The organism is Staphylococcus equorum (genome assembly GCF_029531845.1).
Lineage (GTDB): Bacteria > Bacillota > Bacilli > Staphylococcales > Staphylococcaceae > Staphylococcus > Staphylococcus equorum_C.
On the sequence record NZ_JAMBPV010000003.1, the window covers coordinates 23,525 to 43,576 of the forward strand.

At 33.0% G+C, this 20,052-nt stretch carries 18 protein-coding genes; 6 read left to right on the forward strand and 12 right to left on the reverse strand.

Annotated elements, in window-relative coordinates; all coding sequences use genetic code 11:
- Positions 1-218: 218 nt before the first annotated feature.
- Both recQ and M4L39_RS04790 read right to left on the reverse strand, forming a co-directional pair.
- Entirely contained in the window at positions 219-1,997 is a 1,779-nt protein-coding gene (recQ, locus tag M4L39_RS04785; protein ID WP_277581011.1) for a DNA helicase RecQ, read from the reverse strand.
- A 12-nt stretch (positions 1,998-2,009) separates the two neighbouring features.
- The gene (locus M4L39_RS04790) at positions 2,010-3,893 is read right to left on the reverse strand and encodes an ABC-F family ATP-binding cassette domain-containing protein (protein WP_277581012.1); all 1,884 of its coding nucleotides are present in this window, start codon (positions 3,891-3,893) and stop codon (positions 2,010-2,012) included.
- A 128-nt stretch (positions 3,894-4,021) separates the two neighbouring features.
- Between M4L39_RS04790 and M4L39_RS04795 the strand changes: the two genes are divergently transcribed.
- Positions 4,022-4,840 carry a ZIP family metal transporter gene (locus M4L39_RS04795; RefSeq protein WP_277581013.1) on the forward strand — a complete coding sequence of 273 codons (819 nt, stop codon included), beginning with the start codon at positions 4,022-4,024 and terminating at the stop codon, positions 4,838-4,840.
- A 209-nt stretch (positions 4,841-5,049) separates the two neighbouring features.
- Here M4L39_RS04795 and ltaS read toward each other — a convergent pair whose 3' ends face one another.
- The 7 genes from ltaS to M4L39_RS04830 form a co-directional block, all read right to left on the reverse strand.
- Positions 5,050-6,993 carry a polyglycerol-phosphate lipoteichoic acid synthase LtaS gene (gene ltaS / locus M4L39_RS04800; RefSeq protein WP_277581014.1) on the reverse strand — a complete coding sequence of 648 codons (1,944 nt, stop codon included), beginning with the start codon at positions 6,991-6,993 and terminating at the stop codon, positions 5,050-5,052.
- Positions 6,994-7,773: 780 nt separating this feature from the next.
- On the reverse strand, positions 7,774-8,778 hold the full coding sequence (locus M4L39_RS04805; RefSeq protein WP_277581015.1) for a biotin-dependent carboxyltransferase family protein: 1,005 nt from the start codon (positions 8,776-8,778) through the stop codon (positions 7,774-7,776).
- Positions 8,766-9,473, reverse strand: a complete 708-nt coding sequence (pxpB, locus tag M4L39_RS04810; RefSeq protein ID WP_277581016.1) for a 5-oxoprolinase subunit PxpB — start codon at positions 9,471-9,473, stop codon at positions 8,766-8,768. Before pxpB ends, M4L39_RS04805 begins: the two co-directional genes overlap by 13 nt.
- Positions 9,474-9,495: 22 nt before the next feature.
- Positions 9,496-9,699 carry a hypothetical protein gene (locus M4L39_RS04815; RefSeq protein WP_277581017.1) on the reverse strand — a complete coding sequence of 68 codons (204 nt, stop codon included), beginning with the start codon at positions 9,697-9,699 and terminating at the stop codon, positions 9,496-9,498.
- Positions 9,700-9,935: 236 nt separating this feature from the next.
- A complete protein-coding gene (locus tag M4L39_RS04820) occupies positions 9,936-10,544 on the reverse strand; it encodes an aminotransferase class IV (protein WP_277581018.1) in 609 nt (202 codons plus the stop codon).
- Positions 10,544-11,686 (reverse strand): chorismate-binding protein, encoded by a 1,143-nt coding sequence (locus M4L39_RS04825; protein ID WP_277581019.1) that lies wholly within the window; start codon positions 11,684-11,686, stop codon positions 10,544-10,546. Before M4L39_RS04825 ends, M4L39_RS04820 begins: the two co-directional genes overlap by 1 nt.
- Positions 11,670-12,263: an anthranilate synthase component II gene (locus M4L39_RS04830; RefSeq protein ID WP_277581020.1), complete on the reverse strand. Its 594-nt coding sequence runs from the start codon at positions 12,261-12,263 to the stop codon at positions 11,670-11,672. Before M4L39_RS04830 ends, M4L39_RS04825 begins: the two co-directional genes overlap by 17 nt.
- A 253-nt stretch (positions 12,264-12,516) precedes the next feature.
- Between M4L39_RS04830 and queC the strand changes: the two genes are divergently transcribed.
- From queC to M4L39_RS04855, 5 genes are all read left to right on the forward strand, one after another.
- On the forward strand, positions 12,517-13,188 hold the full coding sequence (queC, locus tag M4L39_RS04835; protein WP_277581021.1) for a 7-cyano-7-deazaguanine synthase QueC: 672 nt from the start codon (positions 12,517-12,519) through the stop codon (positions 13,186-13,188).
- A gap of 1 nt (position 13,189) precedes the next feature.
- Positions 13,190-13,615, forward strand: a complete 426-nt coding sequence (gene queD, locus M4L39_RS04840) for a 6-carboxytetrahydropterin synthase QueD (protein WP_277581022.1) — start codon at positions 13,190-13,192, stop codon at positions 13,613-13,615.
- Positions 13,608-14,324 (forward strand): 7-carboxy-7-deazaguanine synthase QueE, encoded by a 717-nt coding sequence (queE, locus tag M4L39_RS04845; protein ID WP_277581023.1) that lies wholly within the window; start codon positions 13,608-13,610, stop codon positions 14,322-14,324. The genes queD and queE overlap by 8 nt, the downstream gene beginning before the upstream one ends.
- Positions 14,325-14,563: 239 nt before the next feature.
- Positions 14,564-15,157 (forward strand): hypothetical protein, encoded by a 594-nt coding sequence (locus tag M4L39_RS04850; RefSeq protein WP_277581024.1) that lies wholly within the window; start codon positions 14,564-14,566, stop codon positions 15,155-15,157.
- 64 nt (positions 15,158-15,221) lie between these two features.
- Positions 15,222-15,473 (forward strand): GlsB/YeaQ/YmgE family stress response membrane protein, encoded by a 252-nt coding sequence (locus M4L39_RS04855; RefSeq protein WP_069833301.1) that lies wholly within the window; start codon positions 15,222-15,224, stop codon positions 15,471-15,473.
- A gap of 409 nt (positions 15,474-15,882) precedes the next feature.
- Here M4L39_RS04855 and M4L39_RS04860 read toward each other — a convergent pair whose 3' ends face one another.
- The 3 genes from M4L39_RS04860 to M4L39_RS04870 form a co-directional block, all read right to left on the reverse strand.
- Positions 15,883-16,947 (reverse strand): glycosyltransferase family 2 protein, encoded by a 1,065-nt coding sequence (locus tag M4L39_RS04860; protein ID WP_277581025.1) that lies wholly within the window; start codon positions 16,945-16,947, stop codon positions 15,883-15,885.
- Positions 16,948-17,454: 507 nt separating this feature from the next.
- Positions 17,455-18,294 (reverse strand): aldo/keto reductase, encoded by an 840-nt coding sequence (locus M4L39_RS04865; RefSeq protein WP_277581026.1) that lies wholly within the window; start codon positions 18,292-18,294, stop codon positions 17,455-17,457.
- Positions 18,295-18,581: 287 nt separating this feature from the next.
- Positions 18,582-19,931, reverse strand: coding sequence for a hemolysin family protein (locus tag M4L39_RS04870; RefSeq protein WP_277581027.1), 1,350 nt, complete (start codon positions 19,929-19,931; stop codon positions 18,582-18,584).
- Positions 19,932-20,052: the final 121 nt, after the last annotated feature.

Genomic DNA, 20,052 nt, shown 5'->3' on the forward strand with positions numbered 1-20,052 from the left:
CGCATTTACCACAACTATTCCCTATTTTCATATAATCCATGTATTTATCAAGTGATTTTCAAAAGTTTTGTTTTACTTCATTAAAAAAGCGAAGTTAACTCAAATCAAAAATATACCTATGATCTTTTTATTACATAGTATATTAAAATTTAAAAATTAACTTCGCAATTATAGTTATTAAAAGCAGCAAGCTATGCGTAAATACAATAACTAAGTCATTATATCTTTGCTTTATATGATTGAATAGTTTCTAAAAACATTGGACAGTAATGTTTTAGTTTATAACTCCCTACACCATCAATTAAAATCATATCTTGTTTTGATTCTGGCTTTCTTTTAGCAAATTCTTCTAGTGTAAAATCAGAGAATATACTTACTGGTGGAATGCTCAAGTCCTCACTAAGCTGTTTACGCACAGCTATAAGTTCATCAAATAATGCACGATCCACACCTTCAACGGTGTTAATATTAACTTTTTCTGTAGTTTTGCGTTTAAATGCTGTCGTAAATATAGAGACTTGACCACTCAATAAACTTTTCACGGAGTTATCACAAGTTAATATTTCATCATACTCGTTTAAAAAACCTTTAAACCTCAATTCATCAATCAGATGACTTAAATCTGATGTAGTATAGTTTTTCATAATGCCATGTGTCGACAAGTCATTATAATCACAATAGCGAATATAATCAGATTCTTCGCCTCTTAATACTTGTATAATGACGCTATAGCTTTCTTTCTGTTTCATACGTGCAATACAACTCACAATCATTTTTGCTTCATTAGTCATATCGTACGTTTTATTTTCTCTTACACAATTACTACACTGTTCACATTCTTCAAGCTTTTCATTCGGCTCAAAATAATGGACGAGCGTTGCTTCTAAGCATTTTTTTGTTTTTGTATAAAGTATCATTTTATTTAATTTCTCGCCCATCTTATCTTTATAATCATCATCTGCTTTCGATGAAGATATAAAATACTGATGTAAACCGATATCACGTTCACTAAATAATAAAATACAATCACTATTTAAGCCATCACGACCTGCACGACCTGCTTCCTGGTAGTATGATTCTAAATCACCAGGCATATTATAATGAATAACAAATCTCACATTGGATTTATCGATACCCATACCAAAAGCATTCGTAGCTACAACTACACGTACGCGATCATAAACAAAGTCATTTTGTGCGGCTTCACGCTCTTTGTTCGATAGACCACCATGATAAGTTGTACTCTTAATATCATTAATGGCTAACGCTTCTTGTAATTCCTCAACTTGTTTTCGTGTTGAACAATAAATAATGCCGGATTCTTTTTGATATTTTTTAACATATTCCAACACAAATTTTTGTCGTTGATATGTAGGATTGACTTGAAAGACTAAATTTCGACGTTTTGTACTTGTTTTAACCTCATCATTTTTATTAATATTCAAGCGGTCCATAATGTCTTTTTGAACTTCAATTGTTGCAGTTGCAGTAAGCGCTACAATTGTAAAATCTTGTGGTAATGCAAATACCTTATGAATCACATCTCGATAACTTGGTCTAAAATCGTGCCCCCATTTAGAAATACAGTGTGCTTCATCAAAAGCAACTAACGGTATATTTAATTGTTGCACCATTTGAACAAAATAAGCATTGTCGAAACGTTCAGGCGCCACATATAGAAATTGAATTTCACCTTTTCTAAGTTGTGACTCTATTTCTTTTTGTTGTTTCTGAGTTAAACTACTATTTAAGTACGCTGCACGTACACCCATGGCCTTTAATTGATCAACTTGGTCTTTCATTAGCGAAATTAATGGACTGATGACGATTGTCGTACCGCCCAACATTAATCCCGGCACTTGATAACAAATTGATTTTCCCCCGCCAGTAGGTAATACACCTAGCGCATTTTGATGATTCATTACTTTTGTTATGATTTCTTTTTGACCCGGACGAAATGTATCGTAGCCAAAATAATGCGATAATGTTGATTCCATGTTAACAATCCCTCATTGTTCTTTTAGTTCTTCTAGTTCACTCCATCTTGCCATATCATCTTCGTACGTCTGATTAAGACGTCGTTGTTCTTCATTTAATTCTTTGATTTTAGCATAATCTGAACTTGCTGCAATCATTTCTTCATCGATGGTTTCTAATCTTTGTTCAGTAGTTTCAATACGTTCGATAATCGTTTCATATTCTTGCTTTTCTTTAAAAGATAGTCCTTTTTTCTTGTTCGTATTTTGTTTTACGTTCGTTTGTTGTTTCTGTTGCTTTTGTTGTGCTTGGGCTTTATCTTGTTCTTTTTTATATGCTTCATAATCTTCAAACGTTCCTATGATACGTTCCATTTTCCCGTCGTGAATATACCAATATTCTTGGGCTACTTTATTTAAGAAGTATCTATCATGACTTACTGTGATTACCGCGCCGCCAAATGTTTCAATATAATCTTCAAGTATTGTTAACGTTTCAGTATCTAAGTCATTTGTTGGCTCATCTAACAACAAGACATTCGGTTGATGAACTAATAATCTCAACAGATATAGTCTTTTTTGTTCGCCACCTGATAATTTATATATTTTTTTACCATGTGTGGAACTCGGAAATAAGAAGCGTTCAAGTAGTTGTGTAATTGAAACTGAAGTACCATCTTTTTCTTTAGCTACTTCACTTTCTTCTCTTAAATAATCAATCATTCTTACATCACGATCTAATCGTTCCTCGCTTTGTTTAAAGTAAGCAACTTTTACAGTTTGCCCAATTTTTAGCTTACCTTCGAAAGTTTGATCTTCCCCGCTCAATATATTTAACAATGTTGTTTTACCAGCACCATTAGGGCCGACAATACCAATCTGTTGACCACTTTGAATAATTTGAGTGATATCTTCGAATAGTGTATTACCATTTATGCGCTTAGTCAGAGCATCAAATTCAAAAACTTGTTTACCCAATCTTGAATAAGCAAGATTTAAAGATGCTTTATCTTGTTGATGTTGGTTTTTGACGTCTTGTTCTAAATCGCTAAATCTATTTTTACGTGCTTGTTGTTTTGTAGTTCGTGCTTTTACGCCAGCACGCATCCAAGCAAGTTCTTTTTTATATAATGATTGTTGTTTCGATTGTTGCTTTTGTTCGATAATTTCATTTTCCGCACGTTGTGCAATATAAGCTTCATAATTACCAGAATAAGTGCGTAATTTTCCGCGGTCTAATTCGATAATTCGTGAGGATACTTCATTTAAGAAATAGCGATCATGCGTTACAAATAACACTGTGTGTGGATATTGTTTCACATAATTAATCAACCAATTGATAGATTCGAAATCTAAGTGGTTGGTAGGTTCATCAAGAAGTAATAAATCAGGTTGTTCAATAAGTGTCTTCGCAAGACCTACTCTTTTTTGTTGACCACCTGAAAGTTCACTTACTTCTTTTGTCGTATCATGAATACCTAATTTAGAAAGTATCGTTTTGATTTCTGCGCTATAGTCCCATGCTTGGTTCGCATCCATAGCATCTTGTGCTTGCATCATTTTTTGTAGATTTGACTCACTTTGGGTCGTACTATATTGATTTAGTGCAGACTCATATGCACGTATTACTTGAAGTGTTTTAGTTTCTGAGGTCAATACTGCTTCAAAAACAGACATGTTTCGATCGAAATCTTGTTTTTGAGAAGAATAACGGATGCGATATGCGTTCGGATGCGATATTTCCGCATCGTAATCTTCGTCTAGTCCTGCCATTACTTTTAACAAAGTACTCTTGCCAGTCCCATTTATACCAACTAGTCCTATTTTTTCTCCTTCAGAAATAGAGAGATGCAAATCATCGAAAATAGTCTTATCAGCATATGACTTATATAAATGTTCAATTTTGTAAGCTTCCATCATTCTACATCCTTTTTAATATCGAAATTTTTAAATATCGAAAATAATAATTATATCTGTTAAACTTAATTTCAGTTCTATATATTATACACCTTTTTGAACTCAAATGATACAAAGGAGAGAAGCTTATGTCGGAATTTTTCCAAAACTTACCTCCTTACATCCAAGCATTAATAGCTGGCCTTATTACATGGCTACTTACTGCATTAGGAGCAGCATCGGTATTTATTTTCAAAAGAGTTAACGATAAGTTACTGAACTCAATGCAAGGCTTTGCTGCAGGTATTATGATTGCCGCAAGCTTTTGGTCATTATTACAGCCAGCCATTGCTTATGGTGAAGGCACAGCACTCCCATGGCTACCAGCCGCTATTGGTTTTTTACTAGGTGGATTATTTATTCGTGGATTAGATTTAGTGATCCCTCATATACATCCAAATACCAAAGACACTAATCAATTTCATGAAGGTGTAGGTACTAAAAAGCTCAACAAAAATACATTACTTGTATTGGCAATTACGTTGCACAATATTCCCGAGGGTCTTTCTATAGGTGTAGCCTTTGGTGGTATTGTTTCTGGTAATGGTCAAGCAACGTTTTTAGGCGCTGTTGGATTAGCTATCGGTATTGGGATACAAAATATTCCAGAAGGTGCAGCACTGTCAATGCCAATACGCGCTGCAGGTGCATCAAGATGGAAAGCCTTTAATTATGGACAAGCTTCAGCCATCGTTGAGCCTATATTTGCTGTAGTCGGCGCTGCTGCGGTAATAATGATTACGCCTATGTTGCCATATGCTTTAGCATTTGCTGCAGGTGCAATGATATTCGTTGTAGTAGAAGAACTTATACCAGATTCTCAGGCAAGTAATAATACGGACCTTGCAACATTAAGCCTAATGTTAGGGTTCACAATCATGATGATACTTGATGTCGCGCTTGGATAAGGACGTAAATTTCATATTAAAAACGGTTGTTTAGACATAAACCTAATAACTAAAAATAGCTATGGACGCTCAAAGAGTCTCATAGCTATTTTTGTGTCTATTTTTTTATGTAATCCAATTTTTTTATACATATCGATGTGGATTAAATTAAAGTGAATTTTAAAAAGAGCCAACACACCTAAATTAGGTATATTGGCTCTTTTATTTAACTATTCTTTTTGCTCTTTTGCTTTTGAACCTGGCTTATATTCGTATTCAGAAGGTTTCACTTTTTCGAAATCTGGGTTGTCATAGAATCTCAATAAGTCACCGTTAATAAGGTCATCGCTCATTTGTAGATCTTTTTCAGCCTGTTGTTTACGTTTATCGAAATCTTTCGGTTCTTCTGTTACTGGTTCATTCGTTTTATTATCATAAATTCTGCCATTAACATATTTATAATCTTTCGTTATAAAGTCACCATTTCTGAACGGCACTGTGTCGTTATGTTCTTTCGATAACATATCTGTACCCATCATTAGGTAATTCTTCGTATCAATACCCATTAAATGAAGGAGTGTAGGCATAACGTCTGCTTGACCAGCGTAGGTTTCATCTACTGCTCCTTCTTTACCTGGTATTTTCAACCAGAAACCTGTACGGTTTAAGTCAGTAAATTTAGCTGGAGTAATTTCTTCACCTAATAATTTTTCCATAGCTTTATTATGGTTTTCAGAAATACCATAGTGGTCACCGTAAATCATTATAACGGAATCTTCATAAATACCTTTTTTCTTCAATTCATTAACAAATTCTTCTAATGATTCATCTAGATATCTAGCTGTTTGAACATAGCCATCTACCGTTGAATCTCCAGTGTTTGGCGATTCTATTGTTGCATCCTCTGGTGATACAGTAAATGGATAATGATTTGTTAATGTAATTAAATGACTATAGAATGGTTCTTTTTCTTTAGCTAAGTAATCTGCTGATTCTTTAAAGAACTCTTTATCTTTAAGACCTAGGTTTTCAAGATTTTCTTCAGACATATCATAATAGGTCGCATCATAGAATTTATCTATACCAAAGTGTCTATACACTTGGTCACGGTTCCAGAATGTTTTGTAGTCACCATGCATTACATTAGATGTATAACCTTGTTTTTGATCAAGAATTGCTGGTAATGCTTGGTAAGTGTTATCACCTTTCAACGAAAAGGCTGAACCTTGTGGTAAGCCGTATAAACTATTATCCATCGTAAACTCAGAGTCTGATGTTTTACCTTGACCCGTTTGATGGAAGAAGTTTGGATAATATCTATAACCTGCGTTCCCCGATGATAATTTGTTTAAGAACGGTGTTACTTCTTCACCATTTACTTTTTTATCAATTAAGAAAGTTTGGAAACTTTCTAAGTGTATTTTTATAACATTTTTCTTTTTACCTGCGCCGAAATATTCTTGATTCGGTTCAACTCGTTTTTGCTTCGTATAATTTAACACTTTAGTTAAATCATCTTCATTTGCTAAAGCTTTTTGTTGATTATTTTGAATTGTTTTCACACCATCGTAGACAGTGAAATTATATGGTCCTAAATATTTAACTAAATATTTGTGATCAAATGTACGTGTTAATAATTCAGGACGGTCTGATTCAGCAAAAGCTAGATTCAGGAAGAATAAAGCAATTGCAGCTGCCATAACTACTGGCACAAACTTTTTACTGAATACACGTTTATCTAACCATTTTTGTTTAAATATCAAGACAAAAAGATAAATGATTGTATCAATAAAGTATACAAAGTCATACCATTTGAACGAAGCTGTCACTGCACCGCCCATTGATTCAACATTTCCAACTTGATTCAATGTACTAAACGTTATGAAATCAGAGAAGAATCTGAAATAAACAACGTTCGCGTATAATAGGAAAGTTAAAATAAAGCCACCAATAAAGATGAACCAGAATGCTTTCTTCCCTTTAAAGAATAAGAAAATACTTAATACTAAAGCGATTAAACTGTATGGATTCATTAATAGGATTAGGTTTTGTACTAACCCTTTAACACCTAAAGAAAAATCAACATAATATGAAAAATACGTTTTAAATGCGACAGTGAGCACGGTCAGTATAAAAAACGCAAAAAGAGTTAATTTCTTTTTGTGTAGACTCATGTTTGTTCCCCCGATATAAATTAATATAGGTTGGAAAATAATCCATACCTAGTAAAAAATTGGCAAAGTTATTGTGATCATATGTTGTTAGCGATGTTAGTACCCCTAACTAAGCAAAGGTCGTTATTGGCAAAAGTTATCTTCTTTAGGTTAAGTTCTTTAAAATCCTAAACAGCTGTGTATGTAAGTTGAATTTCTATACACTAGAATTTTATTAACTTCTTCAATTGTGAACTAAAGTTATAGTTTTAAAATTTTAAGTTTTATATATTCTAATTAGAAACGTTTCATTTGTCTATATAGTGTAAATTGCGTTAACATTTTCGTTTGTCGTTTAACGTCATCTTCACAATTTTTATCATTTTGTAATCTTTCCGTAACAAAAAGCATATAGTTCAATGTATAAATATAAAGCAATTCTGGTCAAATTTCAAGTAAAAACACACTTTCAAACGTAATTTAATGTTTTGCATCGTTTTGTTAAAGGCTTGTTAACGAGCTATGAATATATCATTAAGAAATAATATGCTTTTTAATTATACTCTGCTTGGATTTTATATTAATCGGACTAGAGTCGTATATAAAATAAATTTTTATTTTAATATTTTACGAAATGATAATGACATTTTATAAATTTTTCTGAAAAAATCTTAAAAGTTATATACCTGGACGCGCGATGTAAAGAAGCTGTAACCCCCATAAAATCAACTTGAGGCGTTACAGCTTATCAGTAACCATTATATTATCCTTAATTAGTAATATACATAGACCTTCTATTTTTTATTTCAACATCTCTAATTGCATTCTATATTCAATACCATGAAATAATTGGTTTAACCAATTCGTATATTTAATTAAATTCTTTTCTGCAGTTTCAATATCTATAAATTGGAATTTTAATTTTGTACCTTGATGCTTTTGACCTAACTTAGTTAAATGATAACTCGCGATTGTCCCAATTTGTGGGTAACTACCTATTGTGTAGTGGTCATTGAGTAAAATAATCGGCGTGCCATCTCTTTTAACTTGTATCGTGCCTATTTGTACAGATTGATGTGCTGGCATATCTTCATAAAAAGCCTTCACGGGTTGTCCTTCTACATACATCCCGACTCTATTCGCTTTACTCGTGACTTTATATTCCCCAAGGGTGAAATGGCTTAGTGCTTCTTGTGCAAAGTCTTCTGTCCCTTTATTTTTAATGACATGAAAAACATCAGACATGTAATTAAAAGAAAGTGCGTAACCATCAATGCCCCAATCTGTTTGATGTTTTTCTTCTAGATTTTCAAACAATTTAAGATGGCGTTCAGTATAGTCACGTTTCATATTAATTTCGTCGCCTTTTTTCAATTTACGTCCATGAAAACCGCCGATTTTCACTTTAAAGTCAGTTGAGGTTGAACCTAACCACTCATCTAATTCCAAACCTCCACCGATTGCTAAATATACTCTAGAAGTGCGATTCGTCTCTGTAAATACAAGCACGTCACCTTTTTCCATTAAGTATAATTTATTTGGTAATACTTTCATATGCTCTGTTTTAGCTTTAAAACTACCACCACTTAATGCAATCAATGTCGATTCAGTAAAGCGAATGCTTGCCATTCTATTAGTCATCTCTATCGTAGCTTCACGTTTATCATTTGCAACAAGTCTGTTCGCTATTTCATGAGATAACGGATCTAGTACGCCTCCAGGAATAACACCATTATGCTCGTAGCCTTTACGACCAAAATCTTGGAAACTTGAAAATAATCCTTCACCTTCTATTATGATTGACATGGTTCGAAGCCTCCTAAATCCAGCGTTTCTTCTGTTATTGCATTAAATTTAACATTATCGCCTAATTTTAGCTTAGTAAAATCAGTTCGTTCTCGGTCAAATAAGCGAATGGGCGTGTAGCCAATGACTAACCAATCGCCATAGGTATCTATTGTAGTAATACCTGTCTTTTTCCCTTCTATAATGACAGAACCTGCTGGAATAAACGTTTTTTTGCCACCTGTGTGATTAACAAATAAGCGCTTATCCATACCGGTAAGATAAGGAAAACCAGGTGTAAAACCCATCATTGACACAAAATACGTATGTTTCGTATGTAACTTCACAAATTTATCAAAATCTAATTTGTAATGCGTTAATAAATCCGCTAAATCAGGCCCAAATTCTCCACCATAAACAACCGGAATTTCCATTGGTTCAATCAATTCTTCTTCATGCTTAATCTCTAGTTGCACGGTTTGCATTAATGCATTCATATATAAAAATGGTGATTTAATATTGTAGTGTTTGATCATATCTCGGGCATCATAACAGATCATCATATCTGATTCAGTAGGTACAATTTCAGTAATAAAAGGATAGTTTTTTTCTAATAAATACGTTTTTAATGCTAATAAATCTTCTGTTAAATCCTTAGAGACTTCTTTTTCAATAGAAACTACAATTGCTTGGTCTCCCTGGCTATATATTTTCATAGGCTCACCCCTTATATTCTTACTAACGATAAAACACATTTAATCCTTGTACCAAATAACCCACTAGTGCTTTCACTAGAAAATAGACTACTACAAATTGAATCATGCAAGAGATTGTAATTACGAATCTTGCAATATAAATCTGTTGTTTCTTCAGCAAACGGTCTACATACCATTTTGAAAGCAAGGTTATTAATATCATTGTCAGTATCCAAACCAATATCATCGTTATGCCTCACTCGCTGTTTATAATTTATTACGTAATTATTTAAGTGCACCCTTGTATATAGTCTATTGGGAATGATTACGTATCAATGGCTTTAATACCATGATACGTCTTATCATGCTTATGCAAATCAAAGGTTAATTTGTCACAACTCATATATTTTCACATTGTCAGTTTTCTATAATGATTACCACCTCTAAATTCATGGTAAACCCAATGTTTATACTTTCTATATTCTATAGATAAATTTCAACCTCGGCAACCTCTCGCAAACTATTTATAAGAAAAACCTGTATCTGATTTCTCAATACTTTATCTTTAAAATCGTTTAAATCGTAATTTTTTTGTGATAATTTTCCATCATCTATAAGTGATTGTCTCATGCAACCACGCAAGAAATCTTGATTATATATTGGTGTATAATAGCGTCCATCTTCTTTTATCATGAGATTTCCAATATCAAATTCTAATAATTTTTCATTTGAATCATATAACAACACAAGATCAGTCTGATGATTATGCGATAAATGTTTTCTAACAGTGGTTTTATTTATTAATTCAGGTTTATTTATATTATCAGGTAAAAGTAATAATTTTGCCGTAAATTTATTTTTATCTGATAATGCTGCAACTACATAATCTAGTAATCCATCTTGGTCTAATAATATTTTTATACGATAAGCACCTGTTGGATGTTCATTAATTAACATTTCAATTAATTGATTCCAATTCGCTTCATCAAATTTAAAATTAAGTCGTTCAGCAGACTGTTTTATTCTTTTTGTGTGATAAGGTAAGCGAGGAAATTTCCCCTTTTCCAAGCGCATTGTTTCAAATAACTGCATTATAATCTCTCCAATATTTTTGTTTTATCCTTAAATTCTTGTACTTCATCTTCAGGATTAGAATCTATAGTAATACCGGCTCCCACACCGTAAATGGCTTGGTTGTCCATGTATTGAATTGTTCGAATAGGTACATTAAAAATGGACTTACCATCTGGCAACAGTAATGCAACTGTGCCACAATAACCATTTCTCGGTGTTTGTTCTAACATTGCAATATATTTCATGGTATTGATTTTTGGTGCTCCTGTAATAGAACCGCATGGAAATAATGCTTTTAAAATATGCATGAGTTTAATCTCTTGATGTAGAATTCCTGTCACCATCGACGTCATCTGAAACACAGTACTGTAGCGTTCGATATTAAATGGTTTATAGACTTTTACAGAACCCGTCTGAGCAATCCGACTAATATCATTTCGTAACAAGTCCACGATCATGACGTTTTCCGCTTTATCTTTAGATGAATACATTAACGTATGTAAATTTTGTTGGTCTTGCGTTTCAGAATGTCCTCTAGCTATAGTACCTTTCATCGGTTTACTTAATAACACATCGTCCCGATTTTTAAACGGACCTCGTTGAAAAAATAATTCTGGCGAGAGAGAAGCTAACTGCACTTCCTCTGTGTCTATTAAAGCAGAATAAAAACCATGATTTTGACGCTGTAGCACTTCATATAATGTAGCAATCGGATAATGAATATCATCAGTCAAACGTGTCGTATAATTCACTTGATATGTATTACCTTCAATAATTGCAGATTGAACTGCTTTAATATGAGTGATCAATTGAGAATTATTTAATTGAAATTTAAAATTACATTTTGGTATGTATTGTTTCTTTTTTTCGGTTAAAGCCATATCCTCTTTTTCGTCAAAAACATAAGCAGCTGCAAAAACATATTCATTACTAGTTTGAACTGTAACCATTTGTTCATTAAAAAAAGGTGCTGCTTCATAGGGTAAATACAATGCTACATAACAACCTTCTCGTTGATGTAATTCTGCAAAGTGAATAACACTGACTACTTCATCTAAATGATATGCGATTAATTTATCTTTACACTGCGTAAACTGGTATTGGTGGGTTTCATATTCTGATTCATCTAATAAATAGCGATAATTAAATTGTATTTGCATGAGACCCCTCCACAATTTCTATAAATAGTTTTATTTGTTCAATGCCATGTTCACTGAGAATAGATTCAGGATGATACTGTACACCATAAATAGGTAACGTTTTATGTGCACAAGCCATAATGATACCTTCTTGATTCGTGGCTGTAATTTTTAATTTTTTGGGAAATGTCTTAGTATCAGCAATCAAAGAATGATAGCGCATAACATAAAATGTACCGGCTAGACCTTTAAAAATACCACTACCATCATGTTGGATTTGCGTTGTGTGACCATGAATCGGTTTATAACCTTTAATAATGTCTCCACCAAAAAAGGTCACTATTTGTTGAAACCCTAGACATACACCTAGAATTGGAATGTCTTCTAAAAAAAAATTTATTACTTCATTTAGTATAGGATAATCATCAGGTGATCCTGGTCCCGGTGAAATAACTATAGCATCTGGAGAAATTCGAGTAATCTCCTCAATAGAAATCACTTCAACATCTACCACATTAACTGCTCCACTATAACTTTGCTTAATATAGTCTACAACATTGTATGTAAATGAATCTTTATTATCAATGATTAGTATCATTTCATCACCCCTTTATGTATCTTTCACTACCTATTATACTCATTATCACAAATCTCAACTTGATTTTACAGTTTAAATGTATTATTCTTATCACCGTATAAATGAATATAAAGAGGTTCCTAGCTGACACCCTCTATAAAAAACTAGACACATAAACAACGTCTATCTTTTTTATAAGGATAGGCGTTTTTTTATGGTGTCATAGCAAATATGAGTAAAAGCTAGTATGACATTATTAAGGAGTGCAAGATATATGACGCAACAATCTTTAAACAGCAATAAAGCCATCGTCGTTTTCAGTGGTGGTCAAGATAGCACAACCTGCCTATTCTGGGCAAAACAACATTACGATGATGTCGAATTAGTAACATTTGAATATGGACAAAGACACGATACAGAAATTGAAGTAGCTAAGCAAATTGCCGAAACACAAAATTTAAAACATCACATATTAGACATGTCTTTACTTTCTCAACTTACACCAAATGCATTAACACAGCATGATATGAATATTGAAGTTGGCGAAGATGGCGTACCAAATACGTTTGTACCTGCCAGAAATCTTTTATTCTTATCATTTGCGGGTGCACTCGCCTATCAAACAAATGCGAAACATATTATAACTGGCGTATGTGAAACTGATTTTTCTGGATATCCTGACTGTAGAGATAGTTTTATTAAATCAATGAATGTTACTTTATCACTATCTATGGATAAAGATTTCGTTATACACACACCATTAATGTGGTTAGATAAAAAAGAAACTTGGGCACTAAGTGATGGACTCGGTGTATTAGACTATATCAGATACAACACACTCACTTGTTACAATGGCATTATCGGTGAAGGTTGCGGAGAATGCCCTGCTTGTGAATTAAGAACACGAGGTTTAGATGCTTATCTAAAAGAAAAAGGAGCTGAATAAGATGTTTCAACAACATTATCCTAGCGTTCAACATCCTTACAGTTTTGAGCTTAATAAAGACTTTAACTTTTCTGCAGCGCATTATATTCCTAGTGAAGATGCTGGGAAATGTATGCGTACGCATGGTCACACTTACTTTGTAAATCTAACAATTGGTGGCGATACATTAGATCATAATGGTTTTTTAGTGAATTTTAGTGACTTAAAAAAATTAGTTCATGACCAATTTGATCACCATTTACTCAATGATTTACCTCAATTCAAAGGCAAAAGTCCATCAACAGAAATCGTTGCGCAGACCGTTTATGAAATGGTGCAAGCTTCATTAAATGAACGAGACAACCAGCCTAAATGTCTACAAGTCTATGTTAGAGAAACACCAACGAGTTATGTTGTCTATAGACCAAAGGAGTCCAAATATGAGTAAAATTCCTGTTTTAGAAATTTTCGGTCCAACAATTCAGGGAGAAGGCCGTGTTATTGGACGAAAAACAATGTTTGTTCGCACAGCTGGTTGCGATTATCGTTGTAGCTGGTGTGATTCAAGCTTTACATGGGACGGCAGTGCTAAGGAAGATATACGCATGATGACCGCTGAAGAAATATACGCTTCACTATATGAAATTGCTGGCGAATCATTTAATCACGTAACAATTTCTGGAGGTAACCCTGCCCTGATTAAAGGCATTCAAGATTTAGTCGATCTTTTTGAAACTAAAAACATTAAGAGTGCATTAGAAACACAGGGTAGTAAATTCCAAGCTTGGATGACACAAATCGATGACTTAACTATTAGTCCGAAACCCCCAAGTTCAAAAATGAAACCTAATCTACCAATATTAGATGAAGTTATCGAAAATTGTATACCTGCTTCTTTAAATTTAAAAGTTGTAGTATTTGATGATCAAGATTATGATTTTGCTAAAATGATACACCACAGATACCCCACCGTTCCTTTTTATTTACAAGTAGGCAACCCATACCTAGATGGTGATCACGTCGAATCACATACCGAAAAGTTATTATCATTATATGAAACACTTGTCGACCGTGTTATGGCAAGCAGTGATATGAATAATGTTTATGTCTTACCACAGCTGCATACTTTACTTTGGAGTAATAAAAAAGGTGTTTAAATTGAGTATTTCATGCGATACGTTGTATAATGCTTCTTATCCGTATAACGCGGCGCTATTTTTTAGTGATTTTAAAGCGTTAGGATAATTATCACTGCTGATATATTAAAGGAAAAAATATTTATTTCAATTTGACCTAGTATTTTTATGTAAATTTAAATAATTAATTGTTATTAAATGATTAACGTAATATTAATTGGTATAATGTTGCAGTGAAGTATCTAGGTTAGGAGAGCAACATGCTAATAAATATAATTATAAATATAGCTGCGGTATTAATCATTCTTGGAATTGATTTATATCGTCAGAATTTCAAACAACTTAGGTTTAGCTCTATACTCATTGCTTTAACTGTAAATGGTCTCATCAATTTATTTATCGTCGGTGAATATGATTACATCGCATTTTATACAAGTGCGCAACTCATCATTTGGACCATATTACAATTGTATTTAAATAGAAAAGTAACTGTATACGTTATAACAAACCAAAAATTCATTGCGGTCGTTCTTACTATTATAATGAGCACGTCATTAATACTTACTTATAGTACAAGTCATGATTCATTTTATATGTCCATTCCTTATTTAGCTCCAGCCATTTTTATCATTGGCGCTATCATGCTTTTTTATAGCACATTTCAACCAAAGGAAAAAGAACAACTTAAATTTATGAATCGTATTCGACGCCCTATTTTTGTGGGCCAAATATTAATTATTGTATCTTCGACAATCATGACGCTATTAACGCCTTATTGGTATGCTTTTGTGATTATTCATTTATTATTTATATTGTTCTTATTATGGCAGAATATATTTTCTTCACATAAATGATTAAGATTTTATATTTCGTGGTATAGATTAGAAGTCGAACGAATAATAAAGGAGGCAAATCAATATGGGCTTTATACTTATGTTAATAGTCGGTGGTTTAATCGGTTGGATAGCTGGTGCTATCGTAGGTAAAGATATACCAGGTGGTATTTTAGGCAATATTATCGCTGGTATTGTAGGTTCAGCGCTAGGCTCTTGGTTACTTGGTGATTGGGGTTGGCATTTAGGTGGCATTGCGATATTCCCAGCACTTATTGGGACAATTATTCTAGTAGCAATTGTTTCATTTATTTTCGGTAAATTACGTAAAAAGTAAAAACAAAGAGTAAAAGTACTAATGTAATAATTCAAATCAACTGAACAAACCAAATGTGATGTACACCCCAAAAGTTGGACTTAAAAATCTAACTTTTAGGGGTGCTTTTTCATGTCAAAACGTTATCTAATTCTTATTGAAAATGGAAGTAAACTTTTTGTTAGTTCAGCTATATATTCATTAATTATATGCCTTTGTCATTTTATAAGTTCAATCAATAATGACGATTGATTTATTATATTATTTTTGTTTTAATAATGGCATTGATTTGGGCCAACTCCTGACTAGTTAATAAAGTACTAGCCGAAGACTAAGGTCTGAGAGTGAGTCCCCGGAAAGCGTGCACAAAAAATGCCAACAAAGTCGGAGACTTTGTCGACACTCTAAAACAGCCGAACTTTTATAATTATTATCTGTTTTTAACAAGTTTTTTCTCTTCTTCGTTTTCTTTTATCTTACTTTCATAATTTTGGTTATCTTGTTTGAAACGCTCATTCATATCTTCTTCAAAACTACGTCCTGCTCTATGATTCGAGCAATTTAAATTCGATGCCTGTACTATATATTTTGGGCGTTGTTTAACCTCATAATAAATGCGGCCAATATATTCTCCAACGATTCCAATTGAAATCATTTGTATACCACCTAGTAGTAATATCGCAGCAATAGTTGAGAAATAACCTGGTGTTTCAATGCCATTAAACACAATTCCAGCAAAGCTAAAACCGATATACAACAGACTAATAAAGAACACAATAAAACCAAGATAAATCATTGCACGTAAGGGTTTGTTATTAAAGGATATCAATCCATCGATACCATAATTTAATAATTTGCCGAATGACCATTTAGATTCTCCGTCTTCCCTTTCTACGTTTTCATAAGTAAATACTTTGGTGTTATACCCAATCCATTCATACAGCCCTTTTGAAAATCGGTTGTATTCATCTAATTCAGTCAATGAATGGACAGCACGTTGGCTCAGCAATCTAAAATCGCCGACGCCATCTTCCAATTTAATATCTTCTACAAAATGGTTAATCATTTTGTAATACAATTTTGTCATGAATTTTCTAGCTGGTTTTTCGTTCTTTCTGTCACGCTTCGCAACAACTTGATCATAGCCGTCCATATACCCAGCAATCATTTGGGGGATTAATTCAGGCGGATGTTGCAGATCCGCATCTATCATAATTGCTGCGTCACACGCTTTACTATTTTGGAAACCTGCAATCATCGCAGATTCTTTTCCAAAATTACGACTAAACGAAATAAATTTCACATGGTTATCTTTAGTCGCTACGTCTTGAATAAATTTTATTGTTTGATCTTTACTACCATCATCTACAAATAGTAAATCATAGTCATATTGATGATGTTGACAATCTTTTGATAATATTTCAGTCAAACGTTGATAAGTCTTTAATACTACTTCACCTTCATTATAACAGGGTACTATAACTCTTATTTGCATATTAAACACCTTCATTTCAATTACTTCAATTTCACTCTATCAATTTTCATCACTATAATGCCATCCTAACCAATTAGATTTACATATTCTTTATATAGCCTTAATATTCATTATCGAAACTTAACTTAGGCAACTTATATTTCAAAAAAATATATAAATCTACGTTAGGCACACCTTAAAAGACGAAACAAAATGATTTAAGCGTTACAAAACAAAATAATATTTCGACTTTTAAACGTGATTACTAATATTGTTCAGTATTAAAATTATTAAAAGTTATAATTTGTAAATTTAGTCTATCAACTATTTGATGAATTTGGAAACAATAGCCTTTATCATCGCTACTAAAACTGTTTGAAAGCTTCATGATTTTTCTACATATATATGCATCGATTTTTTAAAGGGCCTATGCTTAATAGAAAGCACCAATCCATCAGAAAAACTAATAGATTGGTGCTCTCTATTTGAAAATAAGATGTTTATGTCTCAAATCGTTTTATCAAATTACTATTTCAAACTACCTATACGTACTTTATCTGGATCATTTCCTTGACGGTCATCATAATTCAAGCGATCTATATCAGCAATGTCTGTCAATTCTAAATTAAAGTCTAAAATATCATAGTTTTCTTTAATACGTTCTGGCGTTTTTGATTTTGGAATAATTAAACGATCATGTGACAAATGCCAACGCAATACAATTTGTGCTGGTGTTTTACCATAACGACTTGCCATATCTGTAATCAATTCTTGTTCTAATAAACCTCTATTTCTCATCAATGGCATCCACGCTGTCACAGCGATATCATGTTTATCACAAAAGGTTTGCAGTTCATGTTGATTGAAGTATGGATGCACCTCTATTTGATTCACAGCAGGCACGATATCAGTTTGCGACATTAATTTTTCTAAATGATGGGCATTGAAGTTACAGACACCTATTGCTCGAACTTTGCCTTCTTCATATAATTTTTCCATTGCTTTATATGTTACAACAAATAAACCATCCGCTTCACATGGCCAATGTATTAAAAATAAATCTAAATAATCTGTCCCTAAGTTTTCAATCGATTTTGTGAAAAACTCTATTGTACTGTCATAACCTTGATAATCATTCCATATTTTTGATGTGAGAAATAAATCTTCACGAGGTATTTCAGATTGTTTTAATGCATTACCTAGTGCTATTTCATTTTTATAAAAATAAGCAGTATCAAATGCACGGTACCCCACGTCTAAAGCAGCTGTTACTGCCGGTTCCATTTCTTCATCTGCAATTTTGTATACGCCAAGACCCACTCTCGGCATTGGGTAACCATTATTTAAATAATACACGTCTTCTAACATGATTTAATCCCCTTTCAACTGAGTTAAACTTATTTAATGGATACATCTTTTCAATTTAATTCATATGTAGTAAAAAACTATGCATATTTAAAGACATATCGTTACACTCTAATCATTATAGCAATACGTAATACATGTATCACGCATATTTATTTCAATATAAACACCATCACTATTATGTGAATATAAAAGCAGTGATTAGGCTGCGTCCACGACAAGCGTGCACAAAAAAGCTATCGACACAGTCAGAGACTTTATCGATAGCTTTAAATGTATAGAGACAATGATTAATCGTTATCTTCATCGTCTTCATTTTTTTCAGGTGTTGGACGTGTTGCATTGTATTCAACTTCTAATAAAACAGTAATGATTTGATGGTTGTCGACTTCTGACATAATCCAACGATCATATTCGGTATCGACATAATCGTTTTGTTGTAAGTTTGTATTATGTGCTTGCAACCAACCACCGATTGTATCAATGTCTTCAGAATCAGCAAATTCAATTCCGAGTTCATCATTTAAATCGTCTAATAATACACGACCACTGATTTGATATCTGCTGTCTGTAACTTTTACAACATCGTTAACTTCATCATCATCAAATTCATCACGAATTTCCCCAACAATTTCTTCTAAGATATCTTCCATCGTCAAGATACCTGCTGTGCCACCATATTCATCAATAATTAAACTGATATGAACATGTTCACGTTGCATACGTACTAACGCATCACTTATACGTGTCGTTTCAGAAATCATTGGTAAATCATGCACGTAATTACCTACCTTAATAGGTTTACCTGAAGCATATTCTGTTAAAAACTCTTTTACATTAAGAAAACCTTTCACATGGTCTTTGTCCCCATCTTCTGTAATCGGGTAACGTGTGAATTGATGTTCTTTAATCGTATCTAACAGTTCATTGACATTAAACGGTTCGTTCAATGTAGTCATTTGTGTACGTGGCACCATGATATCTTTGGCTTGTCTCTCATCGAATGAGAAGATATTTTGCATATAAGCCAATTCTGTTTGGTTTATTTCTCCACCGTTATAGCTATTGTTTATTATAATTTTTATTTCTTCTTCTGACATTGCATCGTTATTCGCATCAGGATCTACACCGAACATACGTATAATCATTCTTGAAGAACCATTCATTAGCCATATCAATGGCTTCATAATAGCGCCGAAATAATACAATGGCCTAGCATATATCAATGCTACTTTCACAGTATGTTGAATAGCCAAAGTTTTTGGCGCTAATTCACCGAGTACTACGTGTAGGTATGTCACAATGACAAATGCGACAATAAATGACACTGTCGTTGTTAACGCTTCAGGTAAATTAACTGCTTCAAATAATGGATGCAATAATTTACTGAAGGTCGGTTCACCTAACCAACCTAATCCTAAAGATGTCACCGTAATACCTAGTTGACATGCTGATAAGTAGTAGTCCAAGTTTTTAATCATTTTTTTCACTATACGTGCATTACCATTGCCTTCTGCTACAAGTTGTTCAATTTTTGTCGCACGGACTTTCACTAATGAAAATTCCGATCCTACGAATACCGTTGTTAATGCTATTAAAAAAACAAATAATACTAAATTTATTATGGTCACAGTTTCCAATTAGTTCCCTATTTCTAGGGATTCACCTCCAAATTTCGTGTCACAATAGGTGACCGTACATAAGATTTATTGCTATGTTGCATTTTCATGTTATATACTAAATCCTTCCCATTGGTGACAC

What these genes read in the sequence shown, in the direction of transcription:
- recQ (WP_277581011.1), bottom strand. Translation starts at nt 1,997, where the DNA reads ATGGAATCAACATTATCGCATTATTTTGGCTACGATACATTTCGTCCG.
- M4L39_RS04790 (WP_277581012.1), bottom strand. Translation starts at nt 3,893, where the DNA reads ATGGAAGCTTACAAAATTGAACATTTATATAAGTCATATGCTGATAAG.
- M4L39_RS04795 (WP_277581013.1), top strand. Translation starts at nt 4,022, where the DNA reads ATGTCGGAATTTTTCCAAAACTTACCTCCTTACATCCAAGCATTAATA.
- ltaS (WP_277581014.1), bottom strand. Translation starts at nt 6,993, where the DNA reads ATGAGTCTACACAAAAAGAAATTAACTCTTTTTGCGTTTTTTATACTG.
- M4L39_RS04805 (WP_277581015.1), bottom strand. Translation starts at nt 8,778, where the DNA reads ATGTCAATCATAATAGAAGGTGAAGGATTATTTTCAAGTTTCCAAGAT.
- pxpB (WP_277581016.1), bottom strand. Translation starts at nt 9,473, where the DNA reads ATGAAAATATATAGCCAGGGAGACCAAGCAATTGTAGTTTCTATTGAA.
- M4L39_RS04815 (WP_277581017.1), bottom strand. Translation starts at nt 9,699, where the DNA reads ATGATATTGGTTTGGATACTGACAATGATATTAATAACCTTGCTTTCA.
- M4L39_RS04820 (WP_277581018.1), bottom strand. Translation starts at nt 10,544, where the DNA reads ATGCAGTTATTTGAAACAATGCGCTTGGAAAAGGGGAAATTTCCTCGC.
- M4L39_RS04825 (WP_277581019.1), bottom strand. Translation starts at nt 11,686, where the DNA reads ATGCAAATACAATTTAATTATCGCTATTTATTAGATGAATCAGAATAT.
- M4L39_RS04830 (WP_277581020.1), bottom strand. Translation starts at nt 12,263, where the DNA reads ATGATACTAATCATTGATAATAAAGATTCATTTACATACAATGTTGTA.
- queC (WP_277581021.1), top strand. Translation starts at nt 12,517, where the DNA reads ATGACGCAACAATCTTTAAACAGCAATAAAGCCATCGTCGTTTTCAGT.
- queD (WP_277581022.1), top strand. Translation starts at nt 13,190, where the DNA reads ATGTTTCAACAACATTATCCTAGCGTTCAACATCCTTACAGTTTTGAG.
- queE (WP_277581023.1), top strand. Translation starts at nt 13,608, where the DNA reads ATGAGTAAAATTCCTGTTTTAGAAATTTTCGGTCCAACAATTCAGGGA.
- M4L39_RS04850 (WP_277581024.1), top strand. Translation starts at nt 14,564, where the DNA reads ATGCTAATAAATATAATTATAAATATAGCTGCGGTATTAATCATTCTT.
- M4L39_RS04855 (WP_069833301.1), top strand. Translation starts at nt 15,222, where the DNA reads ATGGGCTTTATACTTATGTTAATAGTCGGTGGTTTAATCGGTTGGATA.
- M4L39_RS04860 (WP_277581025.1), bottom strand. Translation starts at nt 16,947, where the DNA reads ATGCAAATAAGAGTTATAGTACCCTGTTATAATGAAGGTGAAGTAGTA.
- M4L39_RS04865 (WP_277581026.1), bottom strand. Translation starts at nt 18,294, where the DNA reads ATGTTAGAAGACGTGTATTATTTAAATAATGGTTACCCAATGCCGAGA.